The organism is Klebsiella sp. BIGb0407 (genome assembly GCF_024807845.1).
Classification (GTDB): Bacteria; Pseudomonadota; Gammaproteobacteria; order Enterobacterales; family Enterobacteriaceae; genus JGM124.
The window spans coordinates 66,214-89,334 of record NZ_JANUEQ010000012.1 but is presented as its reverse complement, the minus strand read 5'-3'; the positions used below and the strand labels follow the sequence as shown (position 1 = coordinate 89,334).

The following is a 23,121-nucleotide window of genomic DNA, read 5'->3' as shown; positions in this document are numbered from 1 at the left end:
GAGCTGTGTTCACAGTGGAAGTTGGGTGCAAGGCGGATGAAGAGCGAGTTAAAACGACTTTATTTTGGCTTGCATCATTTACCTGAATAGCGAACTGTAACCTAATAAAGACATTATCAAATAGGTTTGAATAGAATACGAAAATAAGTGGAACTTTCACTATGAAAGAAACAATAAAAATACATAAAATTCAATTATTTAAACATGGAATTGCTATGGGGAAATAAATGAGGGGAGTGTGCTTATTAACACACTCCCAAGGTATAAATTGACTACTCGGCAACAGTAATTTTGCTCATGATCTTTTTGATGGCTTCATCAATTTCAGACTGCACAGCCGATGAAATACGCGAAAATTCATACACGACTAAGCGTTTTTTCTGATCGATTTTCTTTCGAGCATACTGGTGGCGATCTGAGAACTCACACAACTTCTCAGTTTCAAATGATTTAACTTTTACTGGCTTCAGTCCCTTACTCTCAGCTCTGATGATGGCCAGTATTTTCTTCTTATCGGTACTAGCATCTTCAGTCTCTGCTATCCGCTTTTTGACAGTTTCCATCAGCTCAGATACAGATACACCTTTAGCCTTGGCATCGTCATCAACCTGAAGCAGTAGCTGATAATCAGCCAGAGAAATATCATGAATAGCAGGGAAGACAGCCACCATCTCATCAGGAACGGCTGCCGCCTGAAATGCACGCGTCACTTTGGAAGGCGACATGTTTTCTGCCTGAGCGATATCATCCTTTGACATACCGTTGTCATACATCACTTCAAAACGTTTACCCAGTTCACGTAAACTGTGTTCACGCGCGGTCTGAATATCCGCTGCCAGCTGACGGGCATCTGAAAGACTGATTTCATCTTTCGTGACCAGGACATCAAACTTTGTCTGATTAAAAATACACGCAGCACGACGACGAGTTCCGTCCAGTATTTCAATGCGCCCATTCACTTCACGACCGATAGCCGGGAAAAATTGTTGTAGTTTAATCGTGCGGGAGATATCGCTAAAAGATTCTGGCGTCAGCATCGACTGATCACGCCCATTCACTTTTGAGTCCACAAATGTTTTTGACTCGATATCTCCGGACAACACCACCGTATGAACAAAAGTTGCTTGCTTGCCGGATTTTAAAGTGAAGACTCTGCCATTCCCTTCGCCTTCCAGCATCCGAGCAAACTCAGAACTTTTATTTCCAAGTACCCGTCCACGGGCTAACACCTTTTTCATTCGACAGATCCTCTGATAAATTCAATACGGTCAAAAACAGCTTTTGTAAAACGTTCAGCTTCGGTTCGGGCTTTCTTCAATGCTTCTGCACTGCCAGGATAAGACATCGGGTTAGCGCTGATAATCGTATCGAATGATTCACCACAGCGTTCAAACCCATCCAGTCGGGGTAAGGATGAGTCAAGAATACTGCTGGCATAGACTTCGCGCGCCAGACTGTGTGAGGTTTCATGGTCACGCTTACCTGTCATCTTCGACATAAATCCAATATTTGCGCTAAGCCGGGGTTCAATCCCTTCTTCCTCCAGACGCTCAAGCATTTCAGGCAAGCGAGTCAAATATTTCAACGTCGAATGGAAATCGACCTGTGCGGGAGGAGTAGGGGTTAACAGCAGATCGCTGGCCGCCAGCCCATTCAGCAAGAAGGGATCAAGGTGAGGGCCGGTATCGATAAAAATAAAGTCGTAATCATCAGCAACGCGCTCAATAATTTTTTTCCGGAGAACTTCAGAAGGATTCATCCCGGGGAGATGTTCATCAACCAATGCATCCCATTGGCTGGCAACAAACCCATCATCAATTGAGGCAGGAATAACATCTACACCAGGGATAATCGTCGGGCGAATTACCATTTTACGCAGAGTCTCAGCATCAAGGTCGTTCAACATCGCCTGTGCCGCAGTTTCAAGTACCGAGCCGATACTATGAGTATGGTCAAGGAACATGGTGCTTGATGCCTGAGGGTCGAGATCAATGACAAGGATACGCAAGTCATGGCGAAGTAAATCTTGGTGCACCCGCAGTCCATGCGCCAGTGTTACCGTACTGACTGTCTTTGATACGCCACCTTTAAGATTGACAACAAAGATAACGTAGGGCTCTTTATGCAAGTCTCTGTATTTTGGAATTTTTCGATGGGAATAGATATCAATGACGTTCTGTATTGTTAAAGCGTACTGTTCAACATTGCCTATCTGTTTTTTATTGAAATTATAGCCCTGTTCTTCCATTTCCTTCATCGACTGCTCAACGATACGGCGGCTCAACTTCGGTAACTTTGCCACAGCATTACGAGTGTAAGTTTGATGATATTCAGTCAGGTTGAATTCTTTTCTCTGTTCCTCAATATCCCGACTCATAGCCTGCAGCAACGCACTGGCTCTCAACGCTATTGTACCGACACCACCGTAATCTCGTTTCATCATTCTTCCTCGAGTAGAGACTCTGTACCTTCATTGGTATGTAATCTTGAATCGATTGTACATAAATAAATGAAACGTACAATAAAAAAAGAAAAGGCAATGAATAATTGTACATTTCAAACAAGCGTACTATTAAAAAACCAAGAAAAATGATCGAAAAAAAATAAATACCTAATAATCAATAGATTAATGGAATAAACAAGTAAGATATGAGTAAATTTTATTCTGTATATGGAAAAGACTCAGGTACAAATGGTTCAACAGAATGTTTTGTTAGTTCGATTAAATACTCTATGGCACTGCTGTACTGGTGGTTTTGGTATCAGCTAGATTGCAATAATGTTCATAGAATTACTGTCCATGATGATGTGTTCCAGATTCTGGATAAAAGAATGATCATTTTTTGGACGACAATCTTTCTATAACCCAGTTAATTAATACTGGCATGAGAGTAAATGATCGTCTTATAGTGACCCAATTTGCTTATTATTATCTTTTCTTACCTTATATTGAGTGTAAAGAAGAGCATAGCGATGCAGATGAGCCAGAATCAACGTAGAGCTCTTTAAATCGTATTACTGGGAGAGACTAGAAAAAAGTATATCGTTGCTTCTATGGAATGTTCAGTGCGTTTTTAGTGTCATCAGAATTAAGCGGCAAAGACATCCTCTCTTATCCATTTAGATTTATCAGGTTAAACGTCTTTCCGTGCGATCATTAGGGGACTATTGCTGTCTTCCTGATAACGTGGCTATGACGTAAACATCAAAACTTATCCACATATCAACCGGATAGATCCTAGTTATTAAGATCCTATATAGTTCATAATAGATCCAAACAAGATCCCCGATCGCTGAGAGCCGCGCCACGCCTGCTCTCAGAGGGTACTGTCGTATGCTACCAGCGGTATACTGTATGCTACTGGCGGTTTAAGGTATGCTGTCAGCAGTCAACCATATGTTGTCAGCGGAATTCCATGTATGCTGTCAGCGGTATTTTTAGAAAGGTATCCACATGCCAGCCAAAAAGAAAAATAACCCTGAAAACAGTGATCTAGATACAAAATCTAAAGCTTTGGAAAAAGAAGCACTTCATTCATCCACAGAAGATGATGACCTTAGCGAAGAGCATTCCAGCTTTTATACCGGTGACCTGATCCCTAATAGTAATAACACTGTTCAGCCAATTGCCCTGATGAGATTAGGCCTCTTTGTCCCTACACTGAAAGGCACAAAGAATAGTAAACGAAATAATACCAATGAAATAGATGCCTCTAAAGAACTGGTTCAGCTGGAGGTCGCACGCTCTGAAGGCTATTCTAATATCAAGATAACAGGCCCACGACTGGATATGGATCATGACTTTAAAACGTGGGTAGGGGTTGTTCGTTCTTTGGCTGAGCATGGCGAGCCGAGTGGGCGCGTTGAGATGAGCATAACGAAGTTTGCCAAGTTCTGCGGCTATCCCTCCTCTCAGATACGTAAAACCTTGCGAGACCGGCTTACAAAGAGCCTCCTGAAGATAATGAGAACAACGCTCTCATTTCAGAGAGTCTATGAAGATAAAAACGTTGATGGTTCAAATAAAATCTCATTGCTGATGGTCCACCTTATCAATAGCGTCGACTATAACGAGCAGAAAAATACTATCATTTTCCACGCAGAGCCCAAGCTTTCCGAGCTCTACCGATTCGACCATAAAGTACTGTTACAGCTTAAGGTCATCAATCAACTACCAAGAAAAGAGACTGCCCAAGCGCTATATACTTTTATTGAAAGTCTTCCCACGAAACCTGCACCAATATCGCTAGCCCGACTTAGGACAAGGCTTAACCTGAGTACAAACAATGTTAGCTCCCAAAATCAGACTATCCGCAATGGATTAAAGTCACTGCAGGAACTCGGCTATTTAGATTACAGTGAAGTTAAACGCGGCAGATCAGTTTATATTCAAATCCATAACAGGAACCCAAAGCTTAAGGTTATCGAAAGTAAGCTTGAAGCCCCTACTGAGAAAGAGTCAGAAAAGGATAATGTTTTTGATATGAAACAGAATTTAATCAATAAGATAGCTGAATTATCCCAAAATCTTACACCAGAGAACATCAAACTCATTGAGATCCTCAACAATAGCCTGAAGATTGTTTGATAGGCTGCCAGCGGTAAATACTTGTCTCTATATGCTGCCAGCGGCAAAACATATGCTACCAGCGGTAATCTCAGCTATATTGAAGACGGATACAGGTTATCAAACCTATTTGAGATTCTTTACGTATGCTGTCAGCGGTAATTATTCAGTTAAGTATGTTACGAACGGTACATAGACATGCTGTTAGCGGCATTACGTATGCTACTAACGGCACTAATTGTTAGATATGCTATCAACGGCAATTATAATCACTTAGACATCTTCCTCCTGTGGCATACCGAAAACAGTTATAAAAATCTAATCGTGACTGTCTCTGGTAACCGGGAGTGGACAGATTATTCTCAAACGATTCGGGCACCTCTTCAGCATTCTTATGAAGATATACCGCTAACTAACGAGAGCTGAATATGTCTAAAGTTGTTACTTCTAACCGTACTGGTGGTCCAGAAGAACTGGGAATTATTGATGTAGTGGTATCCGCACTGACCTGCCCCCAATATTAGATACAACCCTCAGTTAGTAACATCGGTTTGTTTACCTTCAAATTTCCCGTTTCGCCAGCCTGCTGCAAATTCTGATGGCGTTTGATAACTCAGTGCTGAATGGGGCCTGTATTCGTTATAGTCCTGCCGCCAGTCATTAATGATTGATCTGGCGTGAATGATATCGCTGAACCAGTGCTCATTAAGACATTCATCACGAAAGCGCCCTTTAAAGCTCTCAATAAATCCGTTCTGTGTCGGCTTACCCGGCTGAATAAGCCGCAATTCCACATCATGTTCAAATGCCCACTGATCCAGCGCCCGGCAGGTAAACTCAGGGCCCTGATCGGTTCTTATCGTCGCAGGATAACCACGAAACAATGCAATACTGTCCAGAATACGTGTCACCTGAAGACCTGAAATCCCGAAGGCGACGCTGAGCGTCAGGCATTCCTTGGTGAAATCATCCACACAGGTCAGACACTTAATCCGGCGACCGTTGGAGAGGGCATCCATGACAAAGTCCATTGACCAAGTCAGATTGGGTGCAGCCGGACGCTGCAACGGCAGACGCTCTGTCGCCAGGCCTTTACGGCGTCGTCTACGCTTTACACCCAGGCCTTGCAGACGATAAAGCCGGTATATCCGCTTGTGATTAACGTGAACACCTTCACGTCGCAGAAGCTGCCATATGCGCCGGTAGCCAAAACGTCTGCGTTCAAGAGCCAGCTCAGTGATACGTCCAGATAAACGTGCATCAATTGCCGGGCGCTGAGCCTCATAACGGCATGTTGACAGCGACAAACTAGCCAGTCTGCAGGCACGACGTTGCGACAGACCCGTCGCATCACACATCGCAACTACCGCTTCCCGTTTCTGGTCTGTCGTCAGTACTTTCGGCCCAGGGCCACCTGAAGCGCCTCCTTGTCCAGCATTGTTTCAGCAAGCAGCTTCTTCAGACGGGCGTTCTCTTCTTCGAGAGTCTTCAGACGCTTAACTTCCGGCACTTCCATACCGCCAAACTTTTTACGCCATTTGTAGAAGGTGGCGTCAGAGATGGCGTGCTTACGGCAGAGTTCACGGGCGGAAACCCCGGCTTCGGCCTCGCGGAGAATATTGATGATCTGTTCGTCAGAAAAACGTTTTTTCATAGAAATGTCCTCACGTTGCTAATGAAGACATGACTAACATCGCGGTGTATTAATCAATGGGGAGCAGGTCAGCACCAGGTGAAGTAAAGATTAGCGTACATGTGGTTGGTCTTACCGTGCAGGCAGTTGGTGAGAATATTGACGAATTTGCTAGTGGAGATCTTTTGAGCGTCATACATTCATTCATGTTTAATGAATACGGCATGTACGGCGAACTGGTCAATGCATCGGTGAATGCTGTCGTAAGCATCCTGAAAATCTTTCATTCGAGGAAACTGCCGTAAGTTGGATGATGTATGTGACCGCCTATGGTGCGCTGGTTGAATATGGCAACCTTCAAGCCGTAATCCACGCGGCATTGAGATGCGTGAGCCTGGCTGCCATACAGATGGGTAACATGCTGGATGCAAAAACTATTGCGCTGACGCACACCTTTGAAAAAATCGAAATGCTCTTCAAAGCAGATGTCGCCACCGTCATTGCTACTGTGGAGCAGGATATGGTTGCTGAAATCAATAGTACAACAGATGGTGCGGGCGCCCATATTGTTTTGATCCTGCGGCGACACGGACGGGCAAAGCTGACCTAGGTTATGGCCTCAAGGCATGTTCTTCCAGTATGGCGTGCTCGACAGCCGATTTGATATTCTTGGTAAGCATCTGGCCTTACGCGGATATGAGTTGTTTTAAATCACACTGAATCCTGTAGAAATGGCTCGTGCAACTGATCTTCCCCCTGAAAACAATGCCAGTCTAAACTGAAGTATCCGGTCTTTCTTCCATCTCAGCGGGAGGTACATTGCCATGAAAAAGACCCGTTATACCGAAGAACAGATTGCGTTTGCGTTGAAACAGGCCGAAACCGGCACCCGCGCTGGGGAAGTCTGCAGAAAGATGGGCATTTCTGAAGCCACTTTTTATAACTGGAAGAAGAAATTTTCCGGTCTGGGCGTGACGGAATTATGGCGAATGCGCCAGCTGGAGGATGAAAACCAGCGGCTGAAGAGGCTGGTTGCCGATCTGAGTCTGGATAAAGAAATGCTACAGGAAGTGCTTAAACAAAAGTTCTGAGGCCGGTTCATAAGCGCCAGGCGGTACATTTTCTGCGGGAAGCTTATCGTATCAGCGTCCGGCGGGGATGTAGTCTGCTGATGCAGAGCAGAACCGTTTACCACTGGCAGAGTCGGCGTGACGATCGTGCGATTACGATGCGTATCCGGGAGATAGCAGAAACCCGTATACGTTACGGTTGTCCACGTATTCATGTCCAGCTACGGCGGGAAGGCTGGCGGGGTAACCATAAGAAAACGCACCGGATTTATTGTCTGGAAGGCCTTCATCTTCGTCGGAAACGTTCTCGCAGGCATGTCAGCGCAGTACATCGTCAGCAGCGCCCGGTTCTGACGCATGTCGATCAGTGCTGGAGTATGGATTTTGTGTCGGATAATCTGTTTAACGGACGGCGTTTTCGGGCGCTGACTGTAGTGGATAATTTTAGTCGGGAATGCCTGGCGATCCATGCCGGAAAATCGCTGAAAGATGACGATGTGGTCAGAGTAATGGAAGCGATTCGGTTGCTGGATAACCCCCTGCCGGTGCGTATTCAGACGGATAACGGCAGTGAGTTTATTTCGAAAAGTCTGGATAAATGGGCGTATGGAGCACGGTGTTACTATGGACTTCTCCCGCCCTGGAAAACCAACAGATAACCCGTTTATTGAGTCATTTAACGGCAGTTTGCGGGACGAATGTCTGAACATTCACTGGTTTTTATCGCTGGAAGATGTGCAGGAGAAACTCGACAACTGGCGTAGAGAATACAATCATGAGAGAACGCATTCATCATTAAATGGCATGACTCCGGCTGAATTTATCCGAAGTCTCCAGAAAGACGAAGATCTCTGATTTAGCACTGCACTGATTTTGGGCTAGGGTCACAGAAAATCGAATATCTCAAAAAGTGTGTGGAACTAAAGCTGGGATACTCACAAGGTTCTGTTAATAAGACTATAGTCCGGAATAAATCAGATGACGGAGAATTGAAAGTAAGATATCAGTATTATTTAAGAGTAATCTAGGAAGTATAAAATCTGATAGTAACCTGCGTAAAAATTTGGTAACTATCAGACTCCCATTAATGAATGAAAATATGATGAAGTTTATCTAACTGTTTCATCACAATTAACTTGATAGATATCTTTTAGTTCTAGAACTAAATTGCGTGGCACCCAGCTTACAGAACCTAAATCAATTTTTGCATTTGCTGTAGTCGTTAAAATGAATGGCGTATTTGTTTTGGAGAAATCCATTTTTTCTTTAAAACAACTTAACGGTATACTTATTGTCCTCCATTCATTCATTGGTAAAGCGTTCAGGGTATCATTGATCGCTACAGAAGACGCACATGGCCAACCGCATTGAACACCTATTTCCATTTTTCGGTCTGGCTGTTTATGGATACGTAGGGTGATCATCAAGTTACTATCTGCTCTTAGATAGTTCCCACGATCAATACCTTTAACATTTATTGTTTGGATCTGAATTGATGCGCCTGTATCTTTACTCGTTCCCATAAATGTCACTTCTCGGGCATCTTGTTGTCTTTTATAATCGATTGGACGAACACGAATATATTTCATAACCGACTCGCCATTGACTGAAACTTCGGTCCCTGTCCAATTACTTTCATCTCCAATTCTTAAGCGATGCTCTGTATTTTGTTTTCCACCGAATAAATCGAGGGCAGTAGTTGCAATCTGTAACTTCTCTTGCTCAGATTCCAGACAACCAAGTTGGCGAAGGTCAAGTGGTAGGTTATCTAAGCTACTTTCAGATGGAGTTAAAATAGATTGATAGGTCATACCATAACCGAACTCAAAAAGAGTATTTTCTTGACTTGGCTCCTGTTCAAATTTAGGTCGATGCCAGTTAGGAATATTAGTTGGGGCATAATTGATAGTTGTTGCACATTTTTTAGCGGGCCAAGAAAATGATAGTTTCCCTTGAAAATCATAGTTAATATTATTATTTATATCACGAAAAATAACATCCGTAATCCCTTCTGATTCTGTTCCTGGCAGCCATGCAGCAACAAAAGCATCGGCAAGATTGATCTCTGGATTCACATAAAGTGGACGACCAGACAAGAAGATAACTACTGTAGGTATCTTCGCCTCATTAAGTTGTTTTAATAATTTAAGGTCCGATGCATAACTGTCTTTCATTTCAGAATATGATAGCGTTTTTTTATCAGAAATATCACCTAACCATTCAGCATAAGGATCCTCACCAATAGCCACAATTGCTACATCTGGCTTTCTTTTAAGGTCGAATTCATTAGACTCCAAGGTGATGATATTTTTTTCCCCGACGGTCTTCTCAACAGCATCAGCAATAGTCATTGCACCAGGGAAATCGGATAATGTATTTTCTGTTCCTTGCCATGTGAGGCTCCAGCCGCCAATTTGTTTGCTAACATCATTTGCAGCACTGCCTGCAACCAAAACATTTTGTTCACGATTAAGAGGTAAAATATGATTACTATTTTTCAGTAACACTAATGATTTACGTACTGCTTCCCTGGCTAAAGCACGATGATCTGGATTGCCTAGAATGTTTTGATTTCCAGCCACTGCACGTTGAGATGGCATTGGTTTTTCCCACATTCCAGCTCGAATTTTCATTCTAAGAATACGGCTAACAGCATCATCAATTCTTGACATAGGGATAGATTTATTCTTAACACCATCGAGTATACTGTCACGAAATGGTATCCAGTCCTGACGAGCAGTCACCATAAAAATATCAACTCCGGCCAATACCGCTGCTTCACATTTACCCATACTGCAACCTGCTATTTCACTATGGCCATTCCAGTCTGATATCACAACTCCATCAAAGCCCATTTTATTTTTTAGGACTTCTGTCAGCATATAATAACTACCATGTAACTTGTCGTTATATAAAATATCTGGTTGTATACCTTTGGCTGAATTTTTATCATTCTTCCAACTATTAAATGAAGCCATTACTACTTGTGCGCCTGCATCTAAACCGGAAAAATATCCTATAGCGTGTATATTGCGCAGGTCATCTTCTGAATAATAAGTATCACCACGATCAACACCGTGCAGAGTGCCACCATCACCGACAAAATGTTTAACGGTAGACACTACATGGTACTGTCCTTTTAAATCAGCCGCGGAGCCCTGTAGACCCCTGACCATTTCTCGTGCATATGCATAAACTATGGAAGGATCTTCAGAATATCCTTCATACGTTCTCCCCCAGCGGTCATCTCGAGGAACCGCAACGGTAGGTGCAAATGTCCAATCCAGGCCTGTCGCTGCAATTTCCAGTGCTGTAGCTCTTCCTATTCTGTAAATTAAAGAAGGATCATGTGCAGCGCCTAAACCAATGTTATGTGGGAAAAGAGTAGCCTGAAAGACATTATTATGGCCATGTACTGCATCTGTTGCCCACATGAAAGGAATACTGAAACCACGCCCTTCATACGCTTTTTTACCCGCATTCCAATACTTGTCGGATTCAATTACCCAGCTTGAAGCGGAGGCATGCTTATTATTTTCAGGCCAGCCACCTCCACCATTCAGGACGGAGCCAATTTTATACTTAGTTACTTCTTCCGGTGTTATTTCTCGGAAATCAGGTTGTAGCATTTGACCAATTTTTTCTTCTAGGGTCATATTTTCCAGAAGTGTTTTCACTTGTTCTTCAACGTCCTTATCTTTTGCTATTTCACTTTGAACTACGGGCCATTCAGGAAAGTAAGGCGCAGGGGCTATTTCCGTTGAGCCCCAAGCGATATTTTGGGTAATTAGGGTAAAAAAAATACAGTTTGCCACCAGTATTGTTTTCATTCATAAACCTCATAGACATATTTAAGAAATCGATTTCATATTGACGTGTGAATGTCATGTTGGGGTATAAAAGCATGAAGTATCGTCGCGATCTATGTTGTGATGGGGTTTTATTGATGAATCTATACAAATAGAGAGGGGTATCACAAATATAGAACCACTTTTTAGAAACCGATTTCAAAGAGATGGCAGATGTAGATATGATGAGATTGAGACTTATCTAAAGGGAGCAACCTATGACGCAGAGTTGGAGGAGAGTTGTTTTTGAATTCACTACTTGTATGAATTTTCTACTCAATACAAACGACAAGATAATCCCGCCAATTATTGTACTTACTAGAAAGTTGTTCCAGTTGCGCTACCAATCGATGAAATAGGAGTTGATTTCTATATGTTTCATTGTTTCGAACTATTAGGTTTAAGAACCATCAATTCGGGGAATGTGAAATGATAATGGGTAGAGTCAGTAAGCTATCATTAATACTCTCAAGCCTTTTGGCTTTGCATGGGTGTGTGAATAGCAATGAGCGTTCTACAGATGCGAGCAGCGGGCCAGCTGAAGAATTAGTGAATAATGGCAGTTTTATTAAGAATACTGATGGGTGGTGGGCATCCGGGGGACAGTTGGTTCTCGAAGATAATATGGGATGCTTAACCTTTACTGATAGCGGGGAAAATCCTTGGGATGTTATCTTTGCGCAGTCAGGTATTCCCTTAGCTCAGGATCAATCTTACACCCTGAATTTTAGCGCGTTTGCTAAAAAACCTATTAATGTTAAAGTGTTAGTACAGCAAGATGGTCAACCCTACACTAATTACTTAGTCCAGGATGTTGAGCTAAACGAAACACGAAAAGACTTCAATTTCAAATTCATACCTAAATCAGCAGATGAAAAAGCACAGTTTCAGCTGCAGTTGGGTGCTTTAACGCCAACCACTGTTTGTATCAGCAATGTCTCTTTAAAAGGCCCAAGATTAAAAAAAGTGACTGATTTTGCCAGCATCAGAGTGAACCAAGTCGGTTACGCTCCACATGCTATGAAACGAGCAACGATGGTGAGTGAGTCTGAAGTACCTTTGACTTGGTCTTTGCTCAATAATCAAGGAACACAAGTCGCTGAGGGAAAAACAAAACCATTTGGACTAAACCGTGCTTCAAATGAGAAAGTACATATTATTGATTTCAGTGAATTTACTGAGGAAAAAAACGGACTAACTCTACTTGTTGATGGAAAAAAGAGTCATCCATTTAATATCAGTTCTCAGCTTTATGAACCTATGAAATATGATGCACTTTCTTTCTTTTACCAACAACGCAGCGGTATTCCTATTGAAGAAAAATATGTCCAGCGTGCTGATCTTGCTCGTCCGGCAGGACATCCAAACGAAACTGTAACTTGTTTTAATAAAACAGATGCTAAAGGTAATAAGTGGCCTGGTTGCGATTATAAGCTGAATGTTACAGGTGGATGGTATGATGCAGGTGACCATGGTAAATATGTAGTTAATGGTGGCATATCAGCTTGGACATTAATGAATTTTCATGAACATGAGAAGTATGCGCGCAATAACAAAGCAAGTGCTTTTTTTGATGGTAAAGTGAAAATTCCAGAAAACAGTAATAAACAGAATGATCTTCTGGATGAAGCTCGTTGGATGATGGATTTTATGTTAGCAATGCAAGTACCTGACGGTAAGAAAGCTTGGGTTCCGGTCGGTGATCAATCTGCTAATCTTGAATCTCTCAAACTCACTGAGATCGATGCTACAGGACTCGTATTCCATAAAGTAGCAGACGAAGCATGGACTGGTATGCCATTACCTCCGCATAAAGATCCTCAGCCTCGTTATTTGAGTCATCCAAGCACCGCAGCGACTTTGAATCTTGCAGCAACATCAGCACAATGCGCCCGTATTTGGAAAGATACTGATTCAGCTTATTCTAAAAAATGTTTAACTGCGGCAGAAAAAGCTTGGAAATCAGCTAAGAAACATCCAGATATTTATGCTTATGACAACTTTGTTGGTTCAGGACCATATGATGATACAAAGCTGGATGATGAATTCTACTGGGCTGCTGCTGAACTCTTTGTGACTACAGGGAAAGCAGAATATCTTGAGGCTGTGAAAAGCTCCCCTTATTACTTACAAACTCCAAAAGGTGATATCAATGCAACTGGTGATCTTTTTTGGCAGGATCTCTCGAGTGCAGGTACAATAACGCTAGCCTTAGTTCCAAATAAATTGCGTTCTGAAGATGTTGCAAAAGCCAGAAAAAATATCATTAATACTGCTAATGCATATACTGCAAGCATTGAAAATGAAGGTTACCTGATCCCCTACACGGCAGCAGAGTATCCTTGGGGTTCTAACTCTAATTTGATGAACCGTAGTATTTTCCTTGGGCTTGCACATGATTTCACTGGTGATCGTCAATATGTACAAGCGATGTCTGATGCCATGGATTATATTCTTGGACGTAACCCATTAGATCAGTCATATGTTTCAGGCTATGGATTTAGACAGCTTAAAAATCCACATCATAGATTCTGGGCACATCAAATTGACCCATCATCACCGCTTGTTCCGCCAGGGGTGCTTTCTGGTGGGCCAAATTCAATGAGTTTTAGTGATCCTATTGCTGCAGGGCTTAAAGGACAGTGTACTGGACAAACATGCTGGAAAGATGAAATTGGTGCCTGGACATTGAATGAAGTGACTACAAACTGGAATGCACCTTTCTTTTGGACTGTTAGCTATTTAGATGAAGGGTATTTAAATAAGTAATTTTCGTGAAAAATAACTAAATATGAACTGTATTCATTTCGAATAGCGCATTTGAGATTGATCCATACATACGGTTATAACGAAATTAAATACGTTTTATCATCATACCGCAACAGATAATGTTGCGGTATTTTATTTCTAACTGAAAACCACTTCCTATGGACGTGGTTACAGACTGCTGACTAACCCTACTTTTTTGGTAGGAGTCTTCTTTTAGAGCGACTGAAGGTCGCGATCGCGATATTTTTACCTTAACCCTCTATCACCGTTCTCCGAACACCACTTTTCATCATCTCTCGCATCATAAGTGAACCCTGCAACATAAAAAGTAGGCAAAGAAGCACCAGCAGCGCCATCTTCTTCATATTTTGCGCCGTGGTAGCCAGCAGACACTGCATTTGTACCCTCATCTGACCACGGAACCGCGTATACCGGTTACCATGGTGTTGTTTCGCATCTGCGAAGCTCCGTTCTACCGTTTCTTTACGCCGTGCGTACACTTTTTTGCCCCATTTCGTCAGCCGCAAGGCATTTGCTTTCTCCTTCGCTTCCTCCCAGACATGCCGTGTTATCGTTTTCTGCATCTGACGGTTTTGCGTACATTTTTCACGCTCCGGGCATATCCCGCACACTGTTCTGTCTGAACGATAGTGACGATAACGGTTGCGGTCTGTGGTGCTGGAGTTCAGTTCGCTGTTTGCCGGGAAGAGGTAAAGGTCGCGTAGGAGTCATAACGGAAGTGCTTTTTCTGGAAGGTATTCTGGCCTTTGCTCGGACGCCTGTAGCCCGGCACCAGGGCAACGTCGATCTCCTGTGTCAGATGGCATACCGCCTAGGTGAAGTAGCCTGCATCCACGCCCACCGCCACGGTATCCAGCCCGAAGTGTTCCATCTGCCGCTTAAGACGCCCGATAAAGGGCTGGCTGTCATGCACGTTGCCCGGCGTAACGAAGGTGTCGGTGATGATGTCGTGCTTTCCGTCCACGGTTCGATGGTCAAGCCAGAAGAAGCCTTTCGGTTTATTGTCCCGGTGCATAAAACCACTTTCCGGGTCGGTAGTACTCACTTTGGTATTCTTCAATGCCCCGGTATTTTCGGGTCGGTCTTAGCGACGACCAGCGGCTTTTTTCCGTGTGTCTTCCTGTCGGCCTCCATGGCAGCGTTCATCTCATTCAGGTACTCGCTAACCCCCACTTGGAGCAGTTCGTTGACAGCCTGCGAGGATTAGCATCGGCTTTCAGATGGATGCTATCGGTATAGAGGACTCGGCCGTTTGCCATTCGCTGCCCCAGCGCCTGCTCCATGATGCGGTCAAAAATATGTTGGAAGATATCAACTCCATTGAAGCGGCGTATACGGTTCTGACTTAGTGTGGAGTCATCAGGAACTTTCTCTGTCAGGCCCATTCTCAGGAACCAGCGGTAGGCCACATTGACCTGGATTTCTTTCATCAGGCGACGTTCGGAGAGGATACCGAAGAGATAGCCCAGCAGCACAATTTTAATCAGACGGAGAGGGTCGACGGCGGGTCTGCCGTTATCAGGACAGTACAGATGAGCGACAGCCTCACGGATAAATTCAAAATCGATAGCGGCATCAATTTTACTAACCAAATGGTCTTTAGGTACCAGCTCTTCGAGGGTAACCATTTAAATCTGATATTGCTGGGAAGAGGGTTCTTTAAGCATGGCAGTCAGTCCGTTAATTGCACTGACCTTATTAGAAAGAGGTCCTGGCCAGGACTTTGTCATCAGTCTGAAACCACGTCCGATGGCCGTGGTTATCGGCTTTTTGGGCTCTGCCAGTAATTGAAGATCTAAAATCCCGAAAGCAACGCTGAGCATCAGGCAATCCTTGGTGAAATCATCCACACCGGTCAGACTCTTGATCCGGCGACCGCTGGAAAGGGCATCCATGACAAAGTCAATTGACTAGATCAGATTAGGTACCGCCGGACACTGCAACGGCAGACGCTCTCTTGCCAGGCCTTTACGGCGTCGTCTACACTTACACCGAGGCCTTGCAGATAAGACAATAAAGTCGGTATATCCTCTTGTGATTAACGTGAACACCTTCACGTCGCAGAAGAGACCATATACGCCGGCAGCCAAAACGCCTGCGTTCAAGAGCAGTTCAGTGATACGTCCGGATAAATGTGCATCAACTGCCTGGCGCTGCGTCTCATAACGGCATGTTGACAGCGACAAACCAGTCAGTCTGCAGGTACAACGTTGCGACAGACCCCCGCGTCGCACATCACAACGGCCGTTTCTCGCTTCTGGCCTGTCGTCAGTACTTTCGGCCCTGGGCCACCTGAAGAGTCTCCTTGTCCAGCATTGTTTCAGCAAGCAGCTTCTTCAGACGGGAGTTCTCTTCTTCAAGAGTCTTCAGACGCTTAACTTCCGGCACTTCCATACTGCCAAACTTTTTACGTCCTGTGTAGAAGGTAGTGTCGTAGATGACGTGCTTACGGCAGAGTTCACGGGCTTAAACCCGGCTTCGGCCTCGCGGAGAATACTGATGATCTGTTCGTCAGAAAAATACTTTTCCATGGAGATGTCCTCACGTTGCTAATGAAGACATGACTAACATAATGGTGTATCAATCAATGATGGGCTGGTCACTACTTATGAACACACCGATTTTTTTGGGGATTAGCGATGAATTTGCTCCGTAAAGCATAAGGATAATGCCTTTATCGAGCCATTCAATAACTGCCTGCGAGATGAATGCATGAATACGTGCCGTGGGAGATTCTCAGGAGAAAATTGAACACTGGTGACAGGAATACTATCATTTGAACCTGCATTAATAGTTGAATAACCAGACTCCGGAAGAATGTGTCCGAAGTCATCAAGAATGCCGAGCTCTCTGATTTAACCAGATATGGATGCCGGGAGATGACAAAAAATTGAAATGTTCAAAAATATTTTGAACATATTGTATTTGCTTGATTCATAGTTGCATAGATGGGTTGATATCTCTTGGAAAGGGTTAATCTAAAGTATGCTCAGCATTTTGAATATCTATCTCCATTGTTTTAGTTGTTTGTCGGCTAATGATATATAAGTCAGGGAGTGATGATTCTTTTTCACAGGCAGATTTGTTTATACGGCGATTAATTAAATTAAGTAATGATTCAGCCAGTTTAACACCGGTCTCATAGATGGGCTGTTTGATCGTTGTCAATGGCGGATTACTGTATGTTGAGAAAGGAAGGTCGTCAAAACCGATCACTGAAATATCATCAGGTATTTCAAGGTTAGCATCTTTAATTCCCAAAATTGCACCATATGCAGTTTGGTCATTAGCACAAAAGACAGCTGTAAAATCAGTATTATTATCTAGCAGTTGTTTAATCGCCTGACGGCCTCCTTTTTCGGTGAAATCACCTTGGATAACAAGATTATTGTCGTACTCTATACCTGATGCATTTAGCGCGTGGCGATAGCCAAGTAGGCGTTCAATCGCATCGTTTTGATTGGCTTCACCAACAATATGAGCAATTTTACGATGTCCTAACTCTAATAAATGCTGAGTCGCCAAATAACCTCCAAGACGATTGTTAACATTAAATGAGCGAATACTTTCTGTATTGATATCATGCCCTGCGACAGCTATAGGTACCTGAAGAGATAGCTCTATGAGATGTTGTTGGCTGACATGCCCTGTTAAAATAATGATACCGTCTACACGACGGTCAATTAATAATTGTATGCGTTCAAGTTCTTGCAGAGGATTCCAGTGGCCACTGACAATAATTGGAACATAGCCAGTTCCTTCAAGATTTTTTTCTACACCACGCAACATTTCATTAGTGAAGGGGCTATCCAGATGCTGTGTGAGTACACCTAATGTCATTGATTGGCCGCTTTTTAATGATTGAGCCATCAGATTAGGTCGAAAATCTAACTCCTCTATTGCTCGTTCAACAGCAGAACGCTTATCTTTTGAGACTTTAGCCGATCCTGTCAATATTCTGGATACGGTGCTGACTGAAACACCTGCAATGCGAGCAATATCATAAACTGTTGCTGTTTTCATCTTGGGTTTTTTCACGTTACACCTTAATTAATTTAACAAAGCCATTGATATTTTCACGTAAGAGTATGATATTTAAGATATCTATTCCACTATATTTTTTCTTTCTCTGAGATTATAGAAAAAAATACATCTCTAGATTTTTTATAGCCGTTACACTCAGCCAGGCGAACATATTTTATCGCTTTTTTATAGTCATTGATAGATAGAGATTCTCTAATGTTTTTATAATATTCTTGTTCGCTCAAATCAGATGAATAGCCGGGCTGGTTCAGTTGGCAAATAGGTGTTTTTTGTGGGGGGGGGCTGTCGCTTTCATTTTTTATGATATTTAGATTTATATGCCCGATGGGAGAATGTGGTAGCGTCTGCCTTAAATATTTGCCAACATCAGAAACTCGGTCATAGCGCATGCTGTTCTGCAATAAATCACTATCAATCAGAGTGTTTTTATTACTGTCTTCTGATGTTGTATATACTATTATATACAGTTTTTCATAACCATCCGGTAATGAAAATGAACCACTATAAAGGCTGTTGCCGAATGTGGTCTTGGTGTATGGAAAATTGCTACTTTTAATATAATTAATAATATTATATTTTTCATCAAGAATAATCACTGAAGGAATGAAAATACTAAAATCCAATGGAGAGGTTAAGTTGATTTCATTAATATTATTATTATCTAAAACATATGCGGAAATATAACTTTTACCTGATTCAAATGAATAGACTTGACTCTTCTCATCGATTTTTACTGATGTGCCATTTTTCCCAAGAGATTCATATTTAATATCGCTAAATTTGTGGATGGCTTGCTTTGAGTCTAGGTTTTTTTTAGCAGATTCAATTTGTTGTAATATCTGTCCGGCGTATTCTTTCTCCTGGCTATTTGATATCTTCGATGGCTGACAGCCAGAAATAATTATACTCATTAATAATAGTGATAAATTTACAAACTGTTTTTTAATTTTCATAACTAACATATACCTTTATAACAAATAATAATCTAAAGAGATGATTCTGAAAATTTTTTTGATACGCTTATGATAAAGCAAAGCGGTCCTTAGGGCCGCTTTGATGTTACTTCGATTTTTACCACCACATATCTGCTTGTACTCCGACAAGAAAATCTTCTCCACTATTCATCCATGGTGCTTCATATTGGCGATTGACGTAGGTCGCGAGTAGTCTGATTTCAGGAGATGGACCAGAGCCGGTATTCACTGTAAATGTTGGAACAAAGCTGATTTTATTGGAATGGCTGCTGAGATCCATAGTGTTAACTTTGATGTCATTGTTAACATAACCGACTTCAGTTTGAATAGAGAAAAATTCAGTGAATGGAACCACTGAACGTAATGATGCTCCATACCAGGAATCACGAAATCCTTGTTCATGATCGTTATATTGATAGGCCAGAGTAGGTAAGAGATGTAATTTAGCGCCATACCATCCACCCCATACAAACATACGATATGACTGATCACCTTCCTGTACTTTAGTTTGATAAGGTTTGTAACCATCATTAACATCTTGCAGTGTTTTCTGATACAAAGAACTTTTACGATACATGGAAGTATTAGTTAAGGTTGCACCTAACAAATCCCCAGCGCCAAGACCACGTCCTGCCTGTGCGATGACTTTTGAGAAGCCACCTGGAATAGTAAAGAAATCATCACGGGAGTATATTATCGTTCCTTCAATACCTTTTGTTGCATACTTGGTATCATCACCTGTAAATTTATTTTCAGGCATTTGTTTTGCAGCAAATTCAAAGTCCCATGAACTATATTTCGCACCAATGTGTACAGTATGCATAATTGCTTCATCGCCATTTCTGCGATCAGAATGGCTGGTATCATTACTAACGATATAAGCAAAATCCCACTTTCCATCACCGATTTGAAGATCTTGAACCCCCATACCAGTTCCGGAGTAATCAGTATAAAAATAATCTGTGGTGAAAACATAATTATCGCGGCCATTATATCTGAGGCCGCCCCATAGTTTTCCCGTTGGCGTTATTCCGCCAAGTTCAACATATGTTTCTGATACTCCTGTTTCGCGTGGCGCCGCGCGAGTCTGCAATCCATCGCCCTTGGACTCAATATTGAAATGAATATTGACGGATTTTCCATTGTTTAACTCCCACAATTTATTAAGTCGTCCTTCCCAACTGTTATCCACTTCAGTCCCAAGCCGACCCATAACTTTTTCCATTTCATATGCATAGCCAGCTTTTTTGTAATTATCCTTAGCATCAAACAATGAACCAGCACGAATATATCCATGAAATCCAAAGGATTCACTTGCTATAGTGTTAGCCGAAAATAAAACGCTGAAACAGAGCAGCATAGAACGTGTGAGAAATTTTTTTTCCATCATCATTTTTCCAGATTCATTGATTGATTAATATGTGAAACAATATAAAAACATTGTCAATTAATATTCAGATCACCTATGTTGATAATCTGTAGAGTATTTAATGAATTTAAATACTTCAATTTATAGAGTCTTTGTTTCATCATTTTAAACTAAGTGATATTATATTTTTCTTGTGAGATAAATCATTAGTCTTAGTGATTTTTTACATCATGAGTTAACATTTTATTATGAGATTTTTTTCTAAAGTCACATCATCTTCGCTTTGTTATAGTGATGTAATGCATCCAATCCTAGAAATTTTTGTAACTCGTTTTCATATCGCAACTGAACCTTCATAGTTGAATTTTCCTAGATAACTATTGGCTCTGGAATCAATGTCAATACGCATACAGAACTGATGATTTCGATACTATTCATTCAAAATAATTAAATACATTTCGAAATGTGAACATGGATTAGTTGCATTTAATTTCCAAGAAATCGGTTTCATGATCAAGGGGGTTTTTTACTTTTGTTGTGATTTGTGCGACCCATCACACTTTTAATATTGTTTAATTAATTTATTATCAATTACTTATGCTGTATTTTTGTCTTTAAAATATTTCTACTTACTGACGACTGCTCTCCTTTCTGAAAAATTCTTATTTTTTATAAAAATGTTGGAGAAGATTTAGAGCGTGAAGGATTTATCCCCATATGGTTATAGATTAATAATATGTTAATTTAATCCTTTAATATCAGTTATATAGATATAATTTCAGAAGGGTTGCATATGAATATCGTTATATTAAAAATCGGTTACCAAAACATATATAAGTAATTGAAAATAAACATTTAAATAACATTTTTTGCACGATTGATTAAGAAATTTAAAAAACTGATGTAATCGTAAAAATAAATAACTTTATTGGTTCTAGTGGTTATCGTAACGTGTTTATGATAGCTGGGTGATATCGGTATCTTGATTCATTATTTTTTTGACGCATAAAAATAACAAAAGCTAATGTGTTGTTTTTTAATGAAATTATTTTTTATTTGGTGATCGAAGTCACGATTAGAAACATTATTTATGAAACCGATTTCTTTTTTTGTCGTTATCGTTTTATATTATTTAAAATTTTACTCATGAAGGTAATGTACAAATGAAAAAAATCATGTTGTGTTGCTCGGCTGGTATGTCAACGAGTTTACTGGTGAAAAAAATGCAAGAAGTAGCTGTGGAAAAAGGTATCTCTGTTGAAATAAAGGCATTTGGTGTAGCTGAATTTAGTGAACAAGTTCCAAATTATGATGTTGTGTTACTCGGTCCACAAATCAAATATATGTTAAATGATTTATCCGCGAAAGCCGATGTGTACGGTATCAAAGTTCAATCAATCGACATGATGGATTATGGGATGCTACGGGGAGATAAAGTCCTCACTGTTGCATTAGAACTTGCTAAATAAAATTAGGCGAAATGATTCATGAGCTCACTTTATAATATTCTTGTTAACATAATTGAAAAAAGAATTGCGCCTATAGCAGGGGTTATTGCACAGCAACGCTATGTTCTAGCAATACGTGATGGGTTTATTGCTGCATTGCCTTTTATGATTGTTGGTAGTTTCATGCTTGTGTTTATATTTCCACCGATTTCAAGTAATACTGAATTTCAATTCGCAAAAGCTTGGCTAAAGTTCTCTGAAACATATCGTGATCAATTAATGCTGCCATATAATATGAGTATGGGGTTAATGACCATATTCATTTCAGTTGGTATAGGGGCAAGTCTTGGAAAATATTATTCTTTAGATCCAATTGTTTCCGGTTTATTATCACTGATGTCATTTTTATTAGTCGCAGCAGATATGAAAAATGGCGCCTTATCAATGCAATACCTTTCCGGTCAGGGAATATTCACTGCATTGTTGTGTTCAATATATGCAACAGAAGTATATCACTGGTTAAAGAAAAATAATATTACGATTAAATTACCGGAGCAGGTTCCATCCGGAGTTGCAAGGTCGTTTGAAGTACTGATTCCAGTCATTGTTATAATGCTCACCCTACATCCATTGAATCTATTCATTCATTATCTGACTGGGATGATCATGCCTGAAGCAATTATGGCTATGCTTCAACCTTTAGTCGCTGCATCTGATAGCCTTGTTGCTGTAATAATTGCTGTACTCCTGTGTCAAATTTTATGGTTTGCAGGGATCCATGGAACAATGATTGTTACTGGGATCATGAATCCCTTTTGGATGGCTAATCTTGCATCTAATCAAGTTGCTTTAGCTGCAGGGCAAGCTATTCCACATACTTTTTTACAAGGATTCTGGGATCATTTTTTATTTATAGGTGGTGTAGGCTCAACTTTACCTTTAGCAATTTTACTGATTAGAAGCAAGGCAGCACATCTTCGCACGATAGGGAAAATGGGATTCGTTCCCGGCCTCTTCAATATCAATGAACCGATTTTATTCGGTACACCAATTATTATGAATCCGATATTATTTATCCCATTCGTATTTGTTCCAGTTATTAACGCTATCCTGGCATGGTATGCCATTGATTTAGGACTAGTTGAGAAAGTCGTAATGTTAACAGCTTGGACTACACCAGCTCCAATTGGTGCATCTTGGTCAACTAATTGGGCAATTGCACCAGTAATACTCTGTTTTATTTGTATGACAGTTGCAGCTCTAATTTATTACCCTTTCCTGAGAGCATATGAAAAAACATTACTCAATGCCGATGCAACTCAGAAAGATAGTAAAACAGAATTTGAATTGAAAGTTGAAAAAGCATAATTGTCATTTT

11 protein-coding genes and 4 pseudogenes are annotated in these 23,121 nt (G+C 41.2%); 6 read left to right on the top strand and 9 right to left on the bottom strand.

Annotated elements, in window-relative coordinates; all coding sequences use genetic code 11:
* Positions 1 to 272 precede the first annotated feature (272 nt).
* Together M2387_RS24280 and M2387_RS24275 are read right to left on the bottom strand one after the other, a co-directional pair.
* A complete protein-coding gene (locus M2387_RS24280; RefSeq protein WP_259053188.1) occupies positions 273 to 1,238 on the bottom strand; it encodes a ParB family protein in 966 nt (321 codons plus the stop codon).
* A complete protein-coding gene (locus M2387_RS24275; protein ID WP_259053219.1) occupies positions 1,235 to 2,440 on the bottom strand; it encodes an AAA family ATPase in 1,206 nt (401 codons plus the stop codon). Before M2387_RS24275 ends, M2387_RS24280 begins: the two co-directional genes overlap by 4 nt.
* 1,014 nt (positions 2,441 to 3,454) lie before the next feature.
* Between M2387_RS24275 and M2387_RS24270 the strand changes: the two genes are divergently transcribed.
* Positions 3,455 to 4,588 (top strand): RepB family plasmid replication initiator protein, encoded by a 1,134-nt coding sequence (locus M2387_RS24270; RefSeq protein WP_259053187.1) that lies wholly within the window; start codon positions 3,455 to 3,457, stop codon positions 4,586 to 4,588.
* Between the two features lie 512 nt (positions 4,589 to 5,100).
* Here the strand turns inward: M2387_RS24270 and M2387_RS24265 are convergent.
* Positions 5,101 to 6,221, bottom strand: a protein-coding gene (locus tag M2387_RS24265; protein ID WP_259053186.1) for an IS3 family transposase whose coding sequence is annotated in 2 segments (ribosomal slippage) — positions 5,101 to 5,963 and positions 5,963 to 6,221 — 1,122 coding nt in all. Because the reading frame shifts where the segments join, the coding sequence is not laid out codon by codon here.
* A gap of 116 nt (positions 6,222 to 6,337) precedes the next feature.
* Here M2387_RS24265 and M2387_RS25985 point away from each other — a divergent pair.
* Positions 6,338 to 6,907: pseudogene (locus tag M2387_RS25985) on the top strand (MDR/zinc-dependent alcohol dehydrogenase-like family protein); the annotation flags it as partial.
* 117 nt (positions 6,908 to 7,024) lie between these two features.
* Positions 7,025 to 8,125: pseudogene (locus M2387_RS24255) on the top strand (IS3 family transposase).
* Between the two features lie 254 nt (positions 8,126 to 8,379).
* Here M2387_RS24255 and M2387_RS24250 read toward each other — a convergent pair.
* Positions 8,380 to 11,100, bottom strand: coding sequence for a glycoside hydrolase family 3 protein (locus tag M2387_RS24250; protein WP_259053184.1), 2,721 nt, complete (start codon positions 11,098 to 11,100; stop codon positions 8,380 to 8,382).
* A gap of 447 nt (positions 11,101 to 11,547) precedes the next feature.
* Between M2387_RS24250 and M2387_RS24245 the strand changes: the two genes are divergently transcribed.
* Positions 11,548 to 13,887 carry a glycoside hydrolase family 9 protein gene (locus M2387_RS24245; protein WP_259053183.1) on the top strand — a complete coding sequence of 780 codons (2,340 nt, stop codon included), beginning with the start codon at positions 11,548 to 11,550 and terminating at the stop codon, positions 13,885 to 13,887.
* A 251-nt stretch (positions 13,888 to 14,138) separates the two neighbouring features.
* Here M2387_RS24245 and M2387_RS24240 read toward each other — a convergent pair.
* The 5 genes and pseudogenes from M2387_RS24240 to M2387_RS24220 all read right to left on the bottom strand — a co-directional run bounded on the left by M2387_RS24240 (position 14,139) and on the right by M2387_RS24220 (position 20,319).
* Positions 14,139 to 15,536: pseudogene (locus tag M2387_RS24240) on the bottom strand (IS1182 family transposase).
* 164 nt (positions 15,537 to 15,700) lie between these two features.
* A pseudogene (locus M2387_RS24235) lies at positions 15,701 to 16,439 on the bottom strand (transposase); the annotation flags it as partial.
* Between the two features lie 442 nt (positions 16,440 to 16,881).
* On the bottom strand, positions 16,882 to 17,946 hold the full coding sequence (locus tag M2387_RS24230; protein ID WP_259053182.1) for a LacI family DNA-binding transcriptional regulator: 1,065 nt from the start codon (positions 17,944 to 17,946) through the stop codon (positions 16,882 to 16,884).
* A gap of 74 nt (positions 17,947 to 18,020) precedes the next feature.
* Positions 18,021 to 18,905: a MalM family protein gene (locus tag M2387_RS24225; protein WP_259053181.1), complete on the bottom strand. Its 885-nt coding sequence runs from the start codon at positions 18,903 to 18,905 to the stop codon at positions 18,021 to 18,023.
* 118 nt (positions 18,906 to 19,023) lie between these two features.
* Positions 19,024 to 20,319: a carbohydrate porin gene (locus tag M2387_RS24220; protein ID WP_259053180.1), complete on the bottom strand. Its 1,296-nt coding sequence runs from the start codon at positions 20,317 to 20,319 to the stop codon at positions 19,024 to 19,026.
* Between the two features lie 1,139 nt (positions 20,320 to 21,458).
* Here M2387_RS24220 and M2387_RS24215 point away from each other — a divergent pair.
* Positions 21,459 to 21,764, top strand: a complete 306-nt coding sequence (locus M2387_RS24215) for a PTS sugar transporter subunit IIB (protein ID WP_259053178.1) — start codon at positions 21,459 to 21,461, stop codon at positions 21,762 to 21,764.
* 18 nt (positions 21,765 to 21,782) lie between these two features.
* Positions 21,783 to 23,111 carry a PTS sugar transporter subunit IIC gene (locus M2387_RS24210; RefSeq protein ID WP_259053177.1) on the top strand — a complete coding sequence of 443 codons (1,329 nt, stop codon included), beginning with the start codon at positions 21,783 to 21,785 and terminating at the stop codon, positions 23,109 to 23,111.
* Positions 23,112 to 23,121 lie beyond the last annotated feature (10 nt).